Origin of the sequence: Bacillus sp. AY18-3, from assembly GCF_008042305.1 — a bacterium.
Classification (GTDB): domain Bacteria; phylum Bacillota; class Bacilli; order Bacillales; family Bacillaceae_G; genus Bacillus_A; species Bacillus_A wiedmannii.
This window is the reverse complement of record NZ_QKQR01000048.1, coordinates 1-14,456: the sequence shown is the minus strand read 5'-3', so window position 1 is coordinate 14,456 and position 14,456 is coordinate 1. Positions and strand designations below refer to the sequence as shown.

Here is a 14,456-nt window from a genome sequence, read left to right as displayed (position 1 = left end):
TGAATAGTTGGACTTCTTGCTCTTTCTTCCATAGCATCCTCCTTTTTGGCTATATAAAAACAACATAGCGCTATGTTTTTAAATAAAACTAAAAAGCCTACCATATAATTGATAGACTTTTGATTTTTATTTAAATCGCTTGTAATTTAATTCTAGCTCTTAATCCTGGTACTTTTAATGGATCAAGCTTCCTTAACTCATCTATAAACACGAATTCTTTTTTCAGGAGTACTTCTGCTGCATCTATTGGGTACTCTTGAACTCCATCATCCAGAACAATTCTTTTATTTTTAGAATAAAAAAGGAATCCATAAGTATAATCCTCATGAATTCCTTCAATACAAACTGACATTGTAACCCTCCATATTTAATTGTAATTTTCCTCAGAGATTTTTTTACACCCTTTCGGTTTACCCTGTTCATCTAGTCTAATTGTCATTCCACTATATGTAGCATTTCCACCAGTAAATCTATTTCTATATAAATACTCACACCCTGTCTCTTTATCTACAAATACCCTAATATCTTCTTTATCACTTGAAATTTTCTGTAACGCTTCGGAATTCCCTGCTACATCTGACTTATCAACAGCACAACCAACAAGCCCTATAAGAGCAAATCCTAGTAGGAGTTTTTTCATATTATTTCTGCTCCTTTATGATCTTATTAATTTTTACTGGTTCATACATTTCTAGTTCTTCATTTTCACTATCAACTTTATGAGTTTCAAAAATAAGACTATAATTCTCACCATTAACTTGCACTTTACAAGTTAAATCCTTTTCTATCCAAGATTCTTCCGTATTAGCGTTTAATTCCACTTCTACTTGTCCAAGTAAATATTTTTGTATACCAAGCACTTTGAAATATTTACTACTAATATTTAATTCTTTTTCAATCATCTTTTCTGCTATCTTTATATTTTCTTGAGTCTGTTCACTCTTTATAGCATTCATCTTATTAGTCTTATCCATATAATAATTAATATAAATCCCTAAAAACACTATGAATCCAACAACAAGTGTAATCATGCCTATACTTTTAATTAATCCCTTTATTGATCTCGTATTCTTCTTTGTTTGCGAATCCATGCTACTTACCTTCTCGTTTTTCTTTATTAGTTTGATCTCTTCTTCGCTGCCATTCTTGTTTTTTGTAGAACAGTTTTATTGATTCTTCCCAATACGTATATTTGCAATCAGTTTCTTTTATTTTCATATCTAAATTACTCCCTTTTCAATTTCTCAATTCTTTTTTGAAATGTTCATTTCAACATACGTTTTATAAGTATTTTCTTATAAATTTCTTCATTTAATTAACAACCACATCGAAAATACAAAAAGAACAATTAAACAGGTTGCTATGATGATACTAATCGATTTATCAAAATCTAAATTAAGAATCTTATTTAATATGAAATTACCTGTAATAACAATAAGAGCAATTAACCATAAATTAACCATACAACTATCCTTACTCTTTCTTTCCACATTCTAATTTTTTCATTGTCGCTGAACCCGAACCTGTACTGCTAGAGCTATACGTATAGAGATAATTACAATCTTGTACCTTATCATGTAAAATGATTACTTCTTGTAAAGCTGTATTACGAGGATCTAGTCCTTGTTTACCATCATCCACAATATGAGCTTCTACAACTTCTATTCTTGATTCTTTATTTCGCTCTTTATTTGTAATCTTAATTTCACCTAATTCATAATTCTCTTCGGTGTTTGTAACCTCTTTATTTCCACTTGTAGCAGCCTTTTCTTTCTCCGCTGCCATAGTACTTGCATTAGTAGAATTCGAACAACCTACTAAGCTATATAGCGCCATAGCGTACGTTAAACTAATTAATGCTTTTTTCTTACTCATATCTCCATCCCCACTTCCCTAATTTCTTAAATTGTCTTTCCCTTTTTGAGATTAATTACAAACAAAACATACTGATTAACACCTAATATGCTTTGTTTATAGCTAATCTTTACCAATAAAAAAGAGCAGCCAATTAAGGATCTGCTCTTTTCTACATTCACATATTTTATTAACCCTCACCATGAGCAGTTAATCACAACTTGAGGTGCTATCACCAATCGATGAAGAATCCGGTTGGGAACAATTATTATCATCCCCTGATGAATAAATTGAACTTCCTAATGCCATCCCTAAAACAATGTTATTAATGTCATTACTTTCCGTACTATTAGAAGAATGAGTAGATCCATTGTATGAACGTATTGGGCTTCCTTTACTTCTCGTTTTATTAGCGTTTTGTTTACCCAAATTAGTAGAAACATTGTTTTTTTGGTTAAATACTCGCTTCATCATATCTCTATCACCTTTTTCATATCGATTTTTTTTATCCTTGCTATGATCAATTACATAAACAGGATTCTGATTTATATCATCTTTTTGCATGTTAATTTTTGGAGGATCGTCTTTTGCTTTTCTATATCTCTTAATTGCTCTCTTTTTCTTGAAAATAACTATAAGTCCTATAATGTATCCTATCCAGAAAACAGCAACAAGAATATAATCAAAAAACATTTTTGAAATAGTGGTTAATAATTTATTCTCTTCACCACCTAATTGCATTATTTCTTCCATCATTGGTTCTAAAATCCACATTAAAAGCGTATAAGCACTTAACATCCATAAAGATTTCCATGTATCATTGATTTCTCTTTTTAGCTTATCTATCTTGTATTCCCTTCCTGCTGCATTCAAAACATCCACTCCTTTTACTGACTTTGTATTAGAGCATTTGCTACACGGAAGCAAAAATGACTTCCCAGGGTTTCGTGTAATTTATCATTCATCCATAGGATTTCTTCTAAATCACCTTTAACATGTAAGGCATCCCCAGGCTCTTTCATAACCGCTTCTTCTTCATAAACATTTCCGTTTACTTCCGCTTTCAATTTCCAACCTGTTTCCGTAATTTTAATTGTGACTTCTTTACTCATGATTCCCCTCCTTGTTTAAGGATGTAATTTGCTTGAATTCCTTAAAACCTATTATTTTATCATTCGTGTCATATGCGAATGATAACTTATAAATCCCTGTATTAGTTGTTACCTTATAGTATTTTGTTTCTGATACTGGCTCTATTAGGATATCTGTAATTGGCAATTTAAACTTCTCTGTTAACAATTCGTTTTTTTTCTTTTCGTTGTATTCAATTAGCTCTGCTGCCATTTCAGTTTTTAGCTTGTTTTCTTCACTTACTTCGACTATTCGAAAATACCCGCACACTATTAATCCAATCAAACTCCATATCATTACAAGTGCCATAATTATTCTCCATTTTTCTGAGAGTTCAAGTTCTGCGAAGAATGTAAAAACCGACAAAAAAAATAAAAATATTAATATATTTATTACAATAGAATTAAACAACATCTACTCATTTCACACCCTTCCCAAAACAAGTAGGGCATGTGAGCTTAATACCATATTCATGTGGCTCATATCCGAATGAACCTTCTTTTATTATGTAATTTTTACCGAATATGAAACCTTTGCCCTGGCACTTCTTACATTTCCTAATTTTCTTCATTTTCTTCATTTTCTTCATCCCAATCTTTCATATACAACTGTCTAAAAAAAAGAGCAGACCTTTTAGGATCTACTCTTTTACAACACCACTTTAACCTGCAAAATAGTCTTCTTTTGTTAAGTTCCCAATATCACCGTAAAATTTAACATAAATATTTGAAGCATCACTTATTTTTTGGCTAAACTTTACTTCAAACTGTTTTTCATTTATCCATTTAAAATTAACAGGTGTACTGGCAATAAAATTATCATATAGAAACACATCATATTCTCCAAAACGTACTATCCATTCCTTTTTATTTAACGCATCGATTTTTATTTCAGCTGTATTTATGTTTGTTTTTCTTCCTAAAATGCCAATATCTATTTTAACTGCGACAAAATCTTGATGCTGTTTGATTTTTTCTAAGGCATACAAGCAAACTTCAATAGGTAACTTATCAAAATCCTTCTTACCAAATACTAAAAACTCAATAGGATCTATCTTTTTCTTTTTAAACATGTTCTGCACCTCTCCTTGTTTAAAATGTTTTAGATATACATAAGAGTAGAGATAGCACGAAATATAAGGAGAAAGGGGAACATATAACCACTATCTCCACTCTTACATACACCTACTAAAAAAGAGCAGCCGCCAGGGATCTGCTCTTTCACATAAAATTATCGCACTTCATAATCAATAAACATTACATGTCCTTGATACACTTCAAACTTTTCTACCTTATCACTAATGCCTTCAAATTCATCACTACCTTCTTTCTTCTCTACATCAAATATAGCGTGTCCTACACTCTGAAAAAATTTAGTGTTAATAATTCTACTTGCTTTTTCTTCACTTTCCGCATTGACGATAGTCGATCTTCTTAAACCACTTACAAAATGAAATGTCGCAACAATACTCATTACCTTTACCTCCAATTCAAATCATGTAAAAAGAGTTTACAAACAAAAAATATATTTAGTCTAATATCATGGTAATAACCATTTTTTCAATTCCTAGCCAGGTTAAAGTTATTAAAATCAAAACCAACAACCACAGACAAGCATCTTTTATAGCTGCTTTGACGTTTTCCATTACTACATTGTCTTTCCTGTAAGAATCATGATGAATGATAGCGATGCATCAAATAACAAAATCATTAAAACCATAAATGTTATCATAGCTGGAAATATCAGTTGATCTCGGCCAAGCATATCCCCTTACCTCCCAATCCCCTACTTGATTATGACAATAAAAAAGAGCAGAACCATTAAAATGATTCTGCTCTCTAGCATTAATTTCAGTTTACTTTTTCATATTTTTTCGCTTTATCTTCAGATAATTCTTTCAAGAAAGCTTCTTTATCATCAGCTGCTTTGAAATTCTTTTGAAAATTTTCCCAATCATCACCTGAATTCATGCCCACTCTCTTAGTAGAAAATCCATTTTCAGTCGGTGAAACTATTAATTTTTCATCGCCATTAGAAAGAAGTAAAGGATCACTACCAAACTTCTCTTTTAATGAAATTGTAAATACAGCGTATGCGCCAGCTTTATACTCTGTTTTTTCTAACTTATAAACAGCATATTTATCAGCTCTATCATTACCTTTGTGCATCTTCCATTCATTATCTTCTTGTACTTCTACAAATAAAGAGCGATCTGTTCGTTTGTAGTTTTCACCTTTTTTAAATTCCAATGAATTATCACTACTACATCCAGTAAAAATCATGATGACAAAAGCAAGTAAGACTGGAAATAGCTTCATGCTCTTATTCTTAAACATGTAATTCTCCCCATTTCAATTGATAGTTATATATTATTATATCATTATATGAACATGTGAGAGCTTATTATTTTTCATAGCGCTATATCACAGTAATTCTTATTTCAAGTGTACAACCCAATGTGTTTTTCTAACCAAAGTTATATTAATTACTGTAAATGTATAAATTGCATTCATACTATTACAAAAAACATTTATCTTTTTACCTAAACTATAACGTTCATCTAAATCAAATAATCCTACACTAATACTTTTACTCCGCAGGATTTTCTTTGCTTTTGCGTTAAAATTCAGTTCATTCACCCCCAAGCTCTACTACTTTTTCGAGCTAAAGTTTCATTATATAGTGAACAAATGACTTGTTGTGTATTATAGCGATAGAACTCAGATAAGACTTTAGCTGCTGAATCGAAAGTAATCATGTATTCAGTTAATCCAACTATATGAACCAACGGGATATTTGCGCTAATCAATAAATTAATACCAATATCCTTACAGCCAATTAACTGTTTTACAGCATCCATATATTTTTTAGTAAGACGATCAAATGCTGTAATAACTAAAACCAGCATCTTTCCTGACTCTCTGCTTTCACCTAATTGCTTCTTAGCTCTCTTCAAGGCTACAATACAATCAGTTTCACTATCATATTTATTAAAATCTAAATGGCAGCTGACTACTTCGTTGCGATCTAACATATCTACCATTTCTTTCTGAAACTCTAAACTTAAATCATACTCTCCTACAACTAAATATCCCGTAGGATATTTCCTTTTTGCTGTTATAACACCTGCAATTTTTTTTACATACCTTTCACGGTGTTCCTTTCCCATGTTACTTACTCCCTTTATACGCAGCTTGTTCAATTTTTTCACAAGCTACCTTCTCATACAATTTAATATTTGATCAGCTTAATTCTACATAAAACCATTTTCAATCATAAAATGATTAAAAATTAAAGGTCTATATTTATACATTTGCAAATGCAAGAAGGAGATTCTTCATTTAACAAAAGTGACGATTAGTCTCGTTTCGCCCACTCGTTAAAGGTATGATTGTACAGTCAATCGCTCTGGAATAATCCGTCATGGCGCTATGATCTAACTATGATCTAATGTACAGCAGACCTCTAAGTGATTTGTAGTGCTTAATGCCCTACAAGATAGACCACCACTAGTTGCTTTCTTACAAGCGGTACTTATGACCCTCAGGGTTTATTCGTGTATTTCTTCTCCCTATTCACGAAATGGAGTGGCAAACAGTGGTCGTGGCACTCCCCCAGCATCTATATACAATTTTCAAAGGACAATCGGGATCACCTTAAACTAAGAGAAAGTAATTATTTGATAGGATTAAATCCTCATAACGACATCCCTTAACGATTCCAAAACTTCAAATGATCCCTGGTGCATTTAAATTTCATGCACAATTAAATGATCAAATATTGTATTATTAGCTAACTTGCTTTGATTTTTTGATAAATTTAACTTCCATCAATTTGGCACTAGTATTAGATTTCTTTGCGATTATAACGCCATAGCTGTTTCTTACACATTTGATGTACCTAAATATTCTTGCTAACGGAATTTCACGTTTTTGCATTGGATCATACAGATTGCCATTATCTAAAACGATATATTCTTGTCCTTGAAAAGTACTAATTGAATGTGCCTTTCTTACTAAAGCACCAGTATCCATTTCTTGTACAACTTTTAAACTATGTGTTTTTTTGCTAAATTCTTTTGCACGCATGAACATCTTCTCCAATCTTTAATTTTTATATTTAACAGCCGATTTTCTCAGGATCTGCTGTTCATCTAACAACAAGTTTTTCAACTCAACCAAGAATCACATAACTCTTAAAACAAATTTCAAGGCGAGCATTATAAAATTTTCAATGCAGTCTACGGATAAAAAAACAAAAAAGGCGTAAACTAATGTGTTTTAGTTTACGCCTTTTTCTTCATATCCGAAGAACCACTTATCAAAGAATAACCGAACAAAATCAATAATATTTGCCAGTAAAATCGCGCAAGTATACCCTTGTATAAACACACGAAACAGTATAATATTATTGATGTTGCATCTAGTTATGCTTCATCAAAGTGGGCAGCCTTTCTAAAACACCTTTATTGTTTTAAGAAGGTCGAAAGTAATAGGAGCGCCAACTCTTATTGCTTCCTGCCCATGTACTATGTAATTGTTAGTAGTTCGCTTGTTAGATGTTCTTACAAACAATCTATCACAAACAAGATTACAACTATTGGACAATGTCGTCAATCCATTTTTTCTTAAAAATTGTAACATCTAACCAAATTACATATCATAAATCTTCGGAAAATCCTATGTTATCAATACATCAGATAACTTGGATTTTTTTTTTGTAATTTTAAAAATACAAAAAAATTAAACGTAATTTCAGAACACTTGTTCTTATTTTAACACTAAATTCACATTTTGACGATAGTAAATTGTTTTATCCAAATATAGTTTATTAAATAAGATTCAGGTAACAATAATAGTTTGTGAATTATTCACAAAGATTTCACGTATTTCAAATTCGATATTTAGGAAATATCCCTAAAAACAACGAATGCGATTGCCCCTATTGGGACAATCGCATTCAAATTATTTAAAGGTTACCCGATTCCGCCACCGGGATCTCCCATTCTAACTAATAGTTGTTCTGAATCTTTTTTCACCATATCGTTTGGTTGCTCTTTACTACCAGCAGCAGTATAAATAATTCCTGCCGCAAGAACTATACTTGTTAATACAAATAATAATTTCTTCATATAGCACCACCCTCATATATTATACCATTTTTATTAAATTCTACCACCATTTTTTTAGGGAACTTGCAATAGAACCTATTACCAGCGCACTCAAACAGCTCAATTGCCTTTTCGATTAAAGTAATATCATTTTTCGCTATTCCCAAATAACAATGTTGCATTGGAGTTAAAAAACCGTTTTTCTTTTCTAAATCATTAAGAATAGTAACTGCACTTTTGTAATTCCCCTTAATGATCTCTAAGAAAGATTCCTCAGCAGAATGATATATTTTGATTTTATCCAATTCTTTTTTATTAACTAGCTTAATAAATGCATATGTATTAAGAATTTCTTGTCGCCTTTGCTTCTCTCTCTCAAAGTAATATGGCTCTAGTTGTACCAGGGACTCTTTTATATACTTAGATGCACTATCGTAGCACTCAAAAGTAAACGACTCCGCTAAATATACGAGTGCTGATGCCCTTAAAAGATTAAAACAACTCTCAGGATCTTCTAGTTCTAAAATTTCATGACATGTACTTCTAAGATTATCAAGCTTGTCCTGGACTAAGTAAGCAAATGACAAACACTCTTTAATTCTGCCTAAATAAGCTGTTTTGATAAAACTATCGGATATATCATCAACTTTCGGTAGCAAAACGTCAGCATATTCAAATAATGAGGTGTAAGTTTCTAAATCACACATAGTATAGCAAGTTAATATACCATACAAAATCTTCATTTCCTTTGTTTTAATAACTTTACTACCTTTACGATCTTCAAGTTTATCCAGCAGTTCTTGTTTTGCAATGACACCGCTGCTGCGCTGCCATACTAATTCATATACATAAGCCCATTCTCTATTCATCGCAAGGGAAGAGTTCTTTTCCTGGTCTACAATGAATTTCAATAACAGTAGATCACCTTTAGCATTTGCATACTCCATTGCGATTCTTAGATTCTTTTTACTTGTAGTAACAGAACAAAAAGCACATAACATCTTACGCTTCTTGTTTATGTCATTCTCGTATAATATGTCCAATAACTTAATTAATTTCCAAAATCCAAATTGATTTTTTCCTGATAAATTCTTCGAAAATGTTCCAGGAGTAATGCCAATCTCTTTAGCAATGTCTTCCTGATTTCTCTTTTGAAAATCTATATCGTTAATAAGAGTACATAAAAAGCTGTTAAATAATTTTTTTGATTCTTCATCTTCTTTTTTTGCTTTATAATCCATAACTATTGCGCCCCTTCTGGAACAGAGCCTTTTCGTTCCTATCATCGATTAATACGACATGTAACGTTAAAAATTCCCCCAAAATACCAATAGCGTAAATTCTATATGTCTGTATATCGCTATATAACTATTAGATTATCAAAAAAATATATAAAATACATCACCACATTATACTATTTTTCCCATTGTTTTATTATGCAATTATGCATATATATGTTAATCGATAGATAGGTGACCCCCAAATATGAAGGTCACAGCGTGTACTACCTACCTAATTTACTAATTTTATATTACTTTAAAAGTCGGATAATATTCTTATACTCATAAAATGATACATTTCAAAAAAAAGCATTGAAATCCTAATTCTTCAATTCCTTTTTTAACCGCTTATTATCCTGGTACAAGAACGGTTTATTTTCATAGATTTGATGCTTGAAATAAGAATAACTGCCTTTTAAAACAGTAATTTGAACCTTCTCAGACTGTAATAATACCCAATACTTACTTTCATCAAGAACTACACCGGTCACGCTCTTACCATTAGCAAAAAATACTGTAATTTGATCCCCTACAGAAAAGACATATTCCGTTGGTTTTTCATAAGCAGCTGCTTTCATTTCCTCTGTATAAAAATCATTCGTCTCTAATAGTGGAGTATGTTTACCATGTGCAATATATGATAAAGCACTCTTCATAATCGTACAGAAATTGCCCTTATCTGTTCTGATATACAAATAATAAGCTCCCTCAGATATAACTAGTCCTTTAATACGCTTACCATCTTTAAATACACAAGCTATCTTTTCTCCTATCGCAAACACAAACGAGGTTTTCTTATCATCAGGAGTATAATTAGGTGATCTTTCCTCAACTGACACAAACTCTTCATGCCTTATATATTTTACTTCTGCAAAGTTAACAGTTACCTGATAAGGATCACCATCCCCCTCTACATCTAAAACACAATAATATTCCTCAATTGTTGTAACTTTTCCTTTTAACAAACTTTCATGACCAAGTAACTTAATCTCTACATTAGTCCCCCTCATGAATACATAAGAGTGTCTATAACGTCCCTTTTTATCACGATCTACAGAATAATTTTTACCCATATAGCACACCACCAATAAAATAGATTTCTAAAACAGTCTATATAATTTCACATACCATAAAGAGTACAGAACCCTAAATAACGTAAAATAGCCCCCTAGCAAAAAGTAAGTCAGTAAGTAGTAAACGTATAACGCTATAGCTATCTGTCGGAAAGATGTATCGTAGATATAATTATGTATTGGCACAGTGGACAATTAAAAATTAACCAGCTGGTAGCCCTTCAATTAGGCTATATGACACCATTTCTTCTGTCATAGCGCTATTGTTTTTTGCTTGTAGTAAGATATTACCCATTTGGGGAAACAGCTCGTTTAAATAGCTTAAATAACTCTCCCTTTTTTCTCCTTTTTCACGCAATGCAAATGAAATTAACATGCCAATTGTTGAAAAACCTGTTTTGGCAGTTTTCCCTTTTCCTTCAACAGTTTTATATATTTTATTACTCTTTTTCAGGACAGTGTTTAGAGTACTTCTAGGAATATTAATCGCTTCACATAGTTCTTTTTGTGTAAAGTATAGCACAGGTTTGTTTTTAGAATTCATTGACAGGAAAGCAATAATATCCGCTTCCCATTCATGCCAATGAGAACGTACTCGATCTTCACGTTGCTTTTTATGTTTTCTCCAAAATGCAGCTGGTGATCTAAACGAATTAACTTGTCCAGGTGTCGCATATGTTTGAAGTAGACGATCAATGTAATCTTTGTGAGCAGCCTGGTATTTTCCTGAATATGCAGACATGACAATTCCTCTAACCTCAACATGATCTAAAGGTTGTTCCAGGTTGCTATTAAACTGATCCATCATATCTAGTGTTTCTTTAATTGATACTTCACTTTGGAAACATGCTAGTGACAGAGTGAAGATTGCATTGTTTCGTCCTGCTTTTGTTTGTTGTGGCGCTATGTTCGTACAATTTATAACTTGCTTAAACCAAGCTTCCTCTACCTGTTTCGGTTGCTCTACAGGTTTGTTTTTTGAAAATGGAGTTTCAATTACATTATTTTCACCTGGAATTGCGAAAAATTCTTTGCCTTTGTTATCATCTTGTCTCTTACTCCAGTCCTGCAGCTCCTTGAAAGAATATACATTTTCCTCAAAGAACATTATGATATTCTCCTCTGAAGGCATTCTGAAGAATCCAAAGTGATTACATGTTAAATCTACTTGTGGTAAGCTTTCAGCAAACATTTCTCTCAAGTTTTGAGAGATTCTTTTTGCTGATTTAATAGCGATATAGTTCTTTTTATTTGTTACATATACAGCTTTATCTAGCACATAATATACCTGGTAACCCTTTGTAGTTTGAAGAATCATAGTCGGCACACCAAAACCAGCATTTAACGCAACATCATTAATCGCCGTCATTGGGAATGACTTTGAATCAATATCAATTACGAAGCAATTAATCTGCTGTAAGTTCTTTTCCGTATGCCCAACGATTGTACGAAGACCATTTTCACTATATGTACCAAAATTATATACATTAGGAGTCCAGTGAGAAGCTTGTCCAACATGATCCAGTGTAGCTTCCTCAGATGATAATACTACTCCTCTTGTACCAAAAGGTGCGCTTAAATCAGCTTTTTTACGAGTGATAAAAATAGATCCTTTTTTATTCTTCTTACCATTTAGCATTTTGTCTTCTAATTTCTCTTGTTTTGTAATAGATACTAGAGCAGCTTTTGAGTTTTTAGATTTATATTTTCGTAAACCTTTATGAAGTATAAGATTAATAGCTTTCTGTACTGTATTCATGTTGAATCTCCTTTCTACTAGATTTAAGACAACAAAAAAAGGTGAGCAGTTATATCACTGCTCACCTAAATAAATAGACTTCCCGAATTGTATACAAAGGTAGAAAAAACCATAATTAAATATGCTTATAAATGCACTTAAATAAGGGTTTCTATCTTTACAAATCTCCACTAATTAACTATACTAATAGGAGATATTTCATATCTCAATAGCATAGTTAACTAGAACGGTTTGGGAAGTTTACTCACTGGTAGTGCAGTGACGTAAATGGAATACAAGATGTTTCCAGCAAATTGTATTCACCAAGAAGTAGAAATGTTTCCAGCAGATCTACTTCCTCTGTCCATGAGATTTCCAAGTCTCTTAGACAGCCGTTCTTTTTTTATTTGTTTTTTATGTTTATGTGTCTTATATATATCCTACAAATTCTTACGAATTTTTTATGTATATTATCAAACTAAATCGAATTGCGTTGAGAAAACTTGTTGTCTATAACGTTACAACAAGTTTTTTTGTTTGTAAACAAAGAATTTTAACAAAACTCCTTTCATTTACACATTTCCACAAGTGTAAATGTGTAAATGTGTAAATATCTCTTATTCACTTTCATTCTATTATATAAACGAAAAATACTAAACTTATTTTTACACTTGTGTAAATGTACACAAGTGTAAATGTGTAAATGTACAACCCCGTAACACTATGAAAATCCTATTATATCAAGGTTTTTCTTTTATTTGTGAACTTGTGTAAATGTGTAAATGTGTAAATGTGTAAATTAATGTTGATATTTTTCCGACAGGGTATTATAATTGGGTTAAGAAGTTTTTACACATGTGAACTCGTGTAAATGTGTAAATGTGTAAATATGAGAAAAGTTTTTTGGAGGGATACATATGAAATTAAAAAGACCGTTAACTATTACTGTAGCAAACAGTAAAGGTGGCGTTGGTAAATCTACTATTGTAAGACACTTATCTTATCATCTAGCTTTAAAAGGATATAGAGTACTAACAGTCGATATGGACCCGCAAGCAAATACAACAAAAACGATGATTTTAACAAGAAAAAGAATTAATGATGAATACTTTGCTTTCGACAAAACATTAATGAGAGCTGTACAAGATGGTAGTTTAGAAGACATGCAGTTAAATATATTGGAGAATTTAGATTTACTACCTTCCCATAGTGACTTTGAAAACTTTGAGACATTACTAACATCAAGATTCGGTCATACTGATTCTTCTGATCCTAACTATTATCAAGTAGAAACTAAAAAGATTAATTACTTTAGACACCTATTAGAACCTTTAAAACAAAATTATGACTTTGTCATCATTGACAGTCCACCTACAGCATCTTATTATACAAAAAGCTCTGCAATGGCAAGTGACTATGTACTCGTAGCATTCCAAACACAAAGTGATAGTTTAGATGGTGCTAATGATTATATCAATCGATTCCTAAGAAAATTAGTAGAAGAATTTAATGCCCCACTTGATGTAATTGGCATATTACCAAATCAATTACATAGTGCTGGTAAAATAGATGGTACAGTTCTACAAGATGCGAAGAACATTTTTGGAGAAAATAATTTATTTAGAAATTTAATACCTTACGCTAAAAGAATTCAAAGTATTCCACGTATCGGTTTAAATAAGGATCAATATTGGGATAAAAAGTTATTTAATGAAGTTTTCGAACCATTTACAGATGAATTCTTAGAGCGAATTAATAAAGTGGAGGATTTAAGCAATGAGTAAAGATATAGGTTTTTTCAACAAAAAAGAAGGCGGGGAAAACCCTGGTTCTAAAAATGCCGGAGGGAAAATGGATGTTGGCTATAAAGCTGATGTCACTCCCTCTACCCCTTATGATCCTAACTTACCTGCAAAAGCAACACTAGTTAATGGTGATAAGCGTGGTACTATTCGAATGCCTTTAGAAACTAAACACGAATTTGACGCTTTACTTGAGATTTCAGAATACCAATATACTTATGAACTACTAGCTGAAATGCATTACTTATATATGCAAAAATTGTCACCTGAACAACTAAGATTATTCCATGCTCAACTTGAAAATATTAAACGTAAAGCCGCTCTTAAAGAAGCTAAGAAACAACAAAAGAAATAAAAATAACATGTGTAAATGTGTACATGTGGTCTTTTACACATTTACACATGTTATACCCACATAAAACATATAGAGTCATATAAACCCTCTATATGGGGTACAGCCGAGATACG

At 31.8% G+C, this 14,456-nt stretch carries 20 protein-coding genes; 2 read left to right on the top strand and 18 right to left on the bottom strand.

Features of this window, described 5'->3' with window-relative positions; all coding sequences use genetic code 11:
• Positions 1-130: 130 nt before the first annotated feature.
• From DM800_RS28200 to repS, 18 genes are all read right to left on the bottom strand, one after another.
• Entirely contained in the window at positions 131-352 is a 222-nt protein-coding gene (locus tag DM800_RS28200; RefSeq protein WP_147788131.1) for a hypothetical protein, read from the bottom strand.
• A 15-nt stretch (positions 353-367) separates the two neighbouring features.
• On the bottom strand, positions 368-640 hold the full coding sequence (locus tag DM800_RS28195; protein ID WP_147788130.1) for a DUF6440 family protein: 273 nt from the start codon (positions 638-640) through the stop codon (positions 368-370).
• Position 641: 1 nt separating this feature from the next.
• Positions 642-1,091: a hypothetical protein gene (locus DM800_RS28190; RefSeq protein ID WP_147788129.1), complete on the bottom strand. Its 450-nt coding sequence runs from the start codon at positions 1,089-1,091 to the stop codon at positions 642-644.
• 1 nt (position 1,092) lies between these two features.
• Positions 1,093-1,218, bottom strand: coding sequence for a hypothetical protein (locus DM800_RS29795; RefSeq protein ID WP_255447104.1), 126 nt, complete (start codon positions 1,216-1,218; stop codon positions 1,093-1,095).
• Positions 1,219-1,473: 255 nt separating this feature from the next.
• The gene (locus tag DM800_RS28185; RefSeq protein WP_147788128.1) at positions 1,474-1,875 is read right to left on the bottom strand and encodes a hypothetical protein; all 402 of its coding nucleotides are present in this window, start codon (positions 1,873-1,875) and stop codon (positions 1,474-1,476) included.
• Between the two features lie 189 nt (positions 1,876-2,064).
• Positions 2,065-2,727, bottom strand: coding sequence for a hypothetical protein (locus DM800_RS28180; protein WP_147788127.1), 663 nt, complete (start codon positions 2,725-2,727; stop codon positions 2,065-2,067).
• A gap of 14 nt (positions 2,728-2,741) precedes the next feature.
• Positions 2,742-2,966, bottom strand: coding sequence for a hypothetical protein (locus tag DM800_RS28175; protein WP_147788126.1), 225 nt, complete (start codon positions 2,964-2,966; stop codon positions 2,742-2,744).
• On the bottom strand, positions 2,959-3,399 hold the full coding sequence (locus tag DM800_RS28170; protein WP_147788125.1) for a hypothetical protein: 441 nt from the start codon (positions 3,397-3,399) through the stop codon (positions 2,959-2,961). Before DM800_RS28170 ends, DM800_RS28175 begins: the two co-directional genes overlap by 8 nt.
• A 247-nt stretch (positions 3,400-3,646) precedes the next feature.
• Positions 3,647-4,057: a hypothetical protein gene (locus DM800_RS28165; protein WP_147788124.1), complete on the bottom strand. Its 411-nt coding sequence runs from the start codon at positions 4,055-4,057 to the stop codon at positions 3,647-3,649.
• A 158-nt stretch (positions 4,058-4,215) separates the two neighbouring features.
• Positions 4,216-4,458 (bottom strand): hypothetical protein, encoded by a 243-nt coding sequence (locus tag DM800_RS28160; protein ID WP_147788123.1) that lies wholly within the window; start codon positions 4,456-4,458, stop codon positions 4,216-4,218.
• Positions 4,459-4,835: 377 nt separating this feature from the next.
• Positions 4,836-5,321: a DUF5512 family protein gene (locus DM800_RS28155; RefSeq protein ID WP_147788122.1), complete on the bottom strand. Its 486-nt coding sequence runs from the start codon at positions 5,319-5,321 to the stop codon at positions 4,836-4,838.
• Between the two features lie 99 nt (positions 5,322-5,420).
• The gene (locus DM800_RS29790; protein ID WP_001004259.1) at positions 5,421-5,624 is read right to left on the bottom strand and encodes a hypothetical protein; all 204 of its coding nucleotides are present in this window, start codon (positions 5,622-5,624) and stop codon (positions 5,421-5,423) included.
• A complete protein-coding gene (locus DM800_RS28145; protein WP_147788121.1) occupies positions 5,621-6,154 on the bottom strand; it encodes a hypothetical protein in 534 nt (177 codons plus the stop codon). The genes DM800_RS29790 and DM800_RS28145 overlap by 4 nt, the downstream gene beginning before the upstream one ends.
• Before the next feature lie 619 nt (positions 6,155-6,773).
• The gene (locus tag DM800_RS28140; RefSeq protein ID WP_147788120.1) at positions 6,774-7,073 is read right to left on the bottom strand and encodes a hypothetical protein; all 300 of its coding nucleotides are present in this window, start codon (positions 7,071-7,073) and stop codon (positions 6,774-6,776) included.
• An 887-nt stretch (positions 7,074-7,960) separates the two neighbouring features.
• On the bottom strand, positions 7,961-8,116 hold the full coding sequence (locus DM800_RS29430) for a hypothetical protein (protein ID WP_179955715.1): 156 nt from the start codon (positions 8,114-8,116) through the stop codon (positions 7,961-7,963).
• Entirely contained in the window at positions 8,113-9,336 is a 1,224-nt protein-coding gene (locus tag DM800_RS28135; protein WP_147788119.1) for an AimR family lysis-lysogeny pheromone receptor, read from the bottom strand. Before DM800_RS28135 ends, DM800_RS29430 begins: the two co-directional genes overlap by 4 nt.
• A gap of 359 nt (positions 9,337-9,695) precedes the next feature.
• Positions 9,696-10,448: a hypothetical protein gene (locus tag DM800_RS28130; RefSeq protein ID WP_147788118.1), complete on the bottom strand. Its 753-nt coding sequence runs from the start codon at positions 10,446-10,448 to the stop codon at positions 9,696-9,698.
• A 202-nt stretch (positions 10,449-10,650) separates the two neighbouring features.
• Entirely contained in the window at positions 10,651-12,207 is a 1,557-nt protein-coding gene (repS, locus tag DM800_RS28125; protein WP_147788117.1) for a replication initiation protein RepS, read from the bottom strand.
• An 896-nt stretch (positions 12,208-13,103) separates the two neighbouring features.
• Here repS and DM800_RS28115 point away from each other — a divergent pair.
• Both DM800_RS28115 and DM800_RS28110 read left to right on the top strand, forming a co-directional pair.
• Entirely contained in the window at positions 13,104-13,970 is an 867-nt protein-coding gene (locus DM800_RS28115; RefSeq protein WP_147788116.1) for a ParA family protein, read from the top strand.
• Positions 13,963-14,343 carry a hypothetical protein gene (locus tag DM800_RS28110; RefSeq protein ID WP_147788115.1) on the top strand — a complete coding sequence of 127 codons (381 nt, stop codon included), beginning with the start codon at positions 13,963-13,965 and terminating at the stop codon, positions 14,341-14,343. The genes DM800_RS28115 and DM800_RS28110 overlap by 8 nt, the downstream gene beginning before the upstream one ends.
• Positions 14,344-14,456 lie beyond the last annotated feature (113 nt).

Bases quoted from the DNA above. Each gene is read 5' to 3' on its own strand.
- DM800_RS28175 (WP_147788126.1), bottom strand. From the start codon at position 2,966: ATGAGTAAAGAAGTCACAATTAAAATTACGGAAACAGGTTGGAAATTG.
- repS (WP_147788117.1), bottom strand. From the start codon at position 12,207: ATGAATACAGTACAGAAAGCTATTAATCTTATACTTCATAAAGGTTTA.
- DM800_RS28115 (WP_147788116.1), top strand. From the start codon at position 13,104: ATGAAATTAAAAAGACCGTTAACTATTACTGTAGCAAACAGTAAAGGT.
- DM800_RS28140 (WP_147788120.1), bottom strand. From the start codon at position 7,073: ATGCGTGCAAAAGAATTTAGCAAAAAAACACATAGTTTAAAAGTTGTA.
- DM800_RS28195 (WP_147788130.1), bottom strand. From the start codon at position 640: ATGAAAAAACTCCTACTAGGATTTGCTCTTATAGGGCTTGTTGGTTGT.
- DM800_RS28110 (WP_147788115.1), top strand. From the start codon at position 13,963: ATGAGTAAAGATATAGGTTTTTTCAACAAAAAAGAAGGCGGGGAAAAC.
- DM800_RS29430 (WP_179955715.1), bottom strand. From the start codon at position 8,116: ATGAAGAAATTATTATTTGTATTAACAAGTATAGTTCTTGCGGCAGGA.
- DM800_RS28165 (WP_147788124.1), bottom strand. From the start codon at position 4,057: ATGTTTAAAAAGAAAAAGATAGATCCTATTGAGTTTTTAGTATTTGGT.
- DM800_RS28190 (WP_147788129.1), bottom strand. From the start codon at position 1,091: ATGGATTCGCAAACAAAGAAGAATACGAGATCAATAAAGGGATTAATT.
- DM800_RS28160 (WP_147788123.1), bottom strand. From the start codon at position 4,458: ATGAGTATTGTTGCGACATTTCATTTTGTAAGTGGTTTAAGAAGATCG.
- DM800_RS28185 (WP_147788128.1), bottom strand. From the start codon at position 1,875: ATGAGTAAGAAAAAAGCATTAATTAGTTTAACGTACGCTATGGCGCTA.
- DM800_RS28145 (WP_147788121.1), bottom strand. From the start codon at position 6,154: ATGGGAAAGGAACACCGTGAAAGGTATGTAAAAAAAATTGCAGGTGTT.
- DM800_RS28200 (WP_147788131.1), bottom strand. From the start codon at position 352: ATGTCAGTTTGTATTGAAGGAATTCATGAGGATTATACTTATGGATTC.
- DM800_RS28135 (WP_147788119.1), bottom strand. From the start codon at position 9,336: ATGGATTATAAAGCAAAAAAAGAAGATGAAGAATCAAAAAAATTATTT.
- DM800_RS28155 (WP_147788122.1), bottom strand. From the start codon at position 5,321: ATGTTTAAGAATAAGAGCATGAAGCTATTTCCAGTCTTACTTGCTTTT.
- DM800_RS28130 (WP_147788118.1), bottom strand. From the start codon at position 10,448: ATGGGTAAAAATTATTCTGTAGATCGTGATAAAAAGGGACGTTATAGA.
- DM800_RS29795 (WP_255447104.1), bottom strand. From the start codon at position 1,218: ATGAAAATAAAAGAAACTGATTGCAAATATACGTATTGGGAAGAATCA.
- DM800_RS28170 (WP_147788125.1), bottom strand. From the start codon at position 3,399: ATGTTGTTTAATTCTATTGTAATAAATATATTAATATTTTTATTTTTT.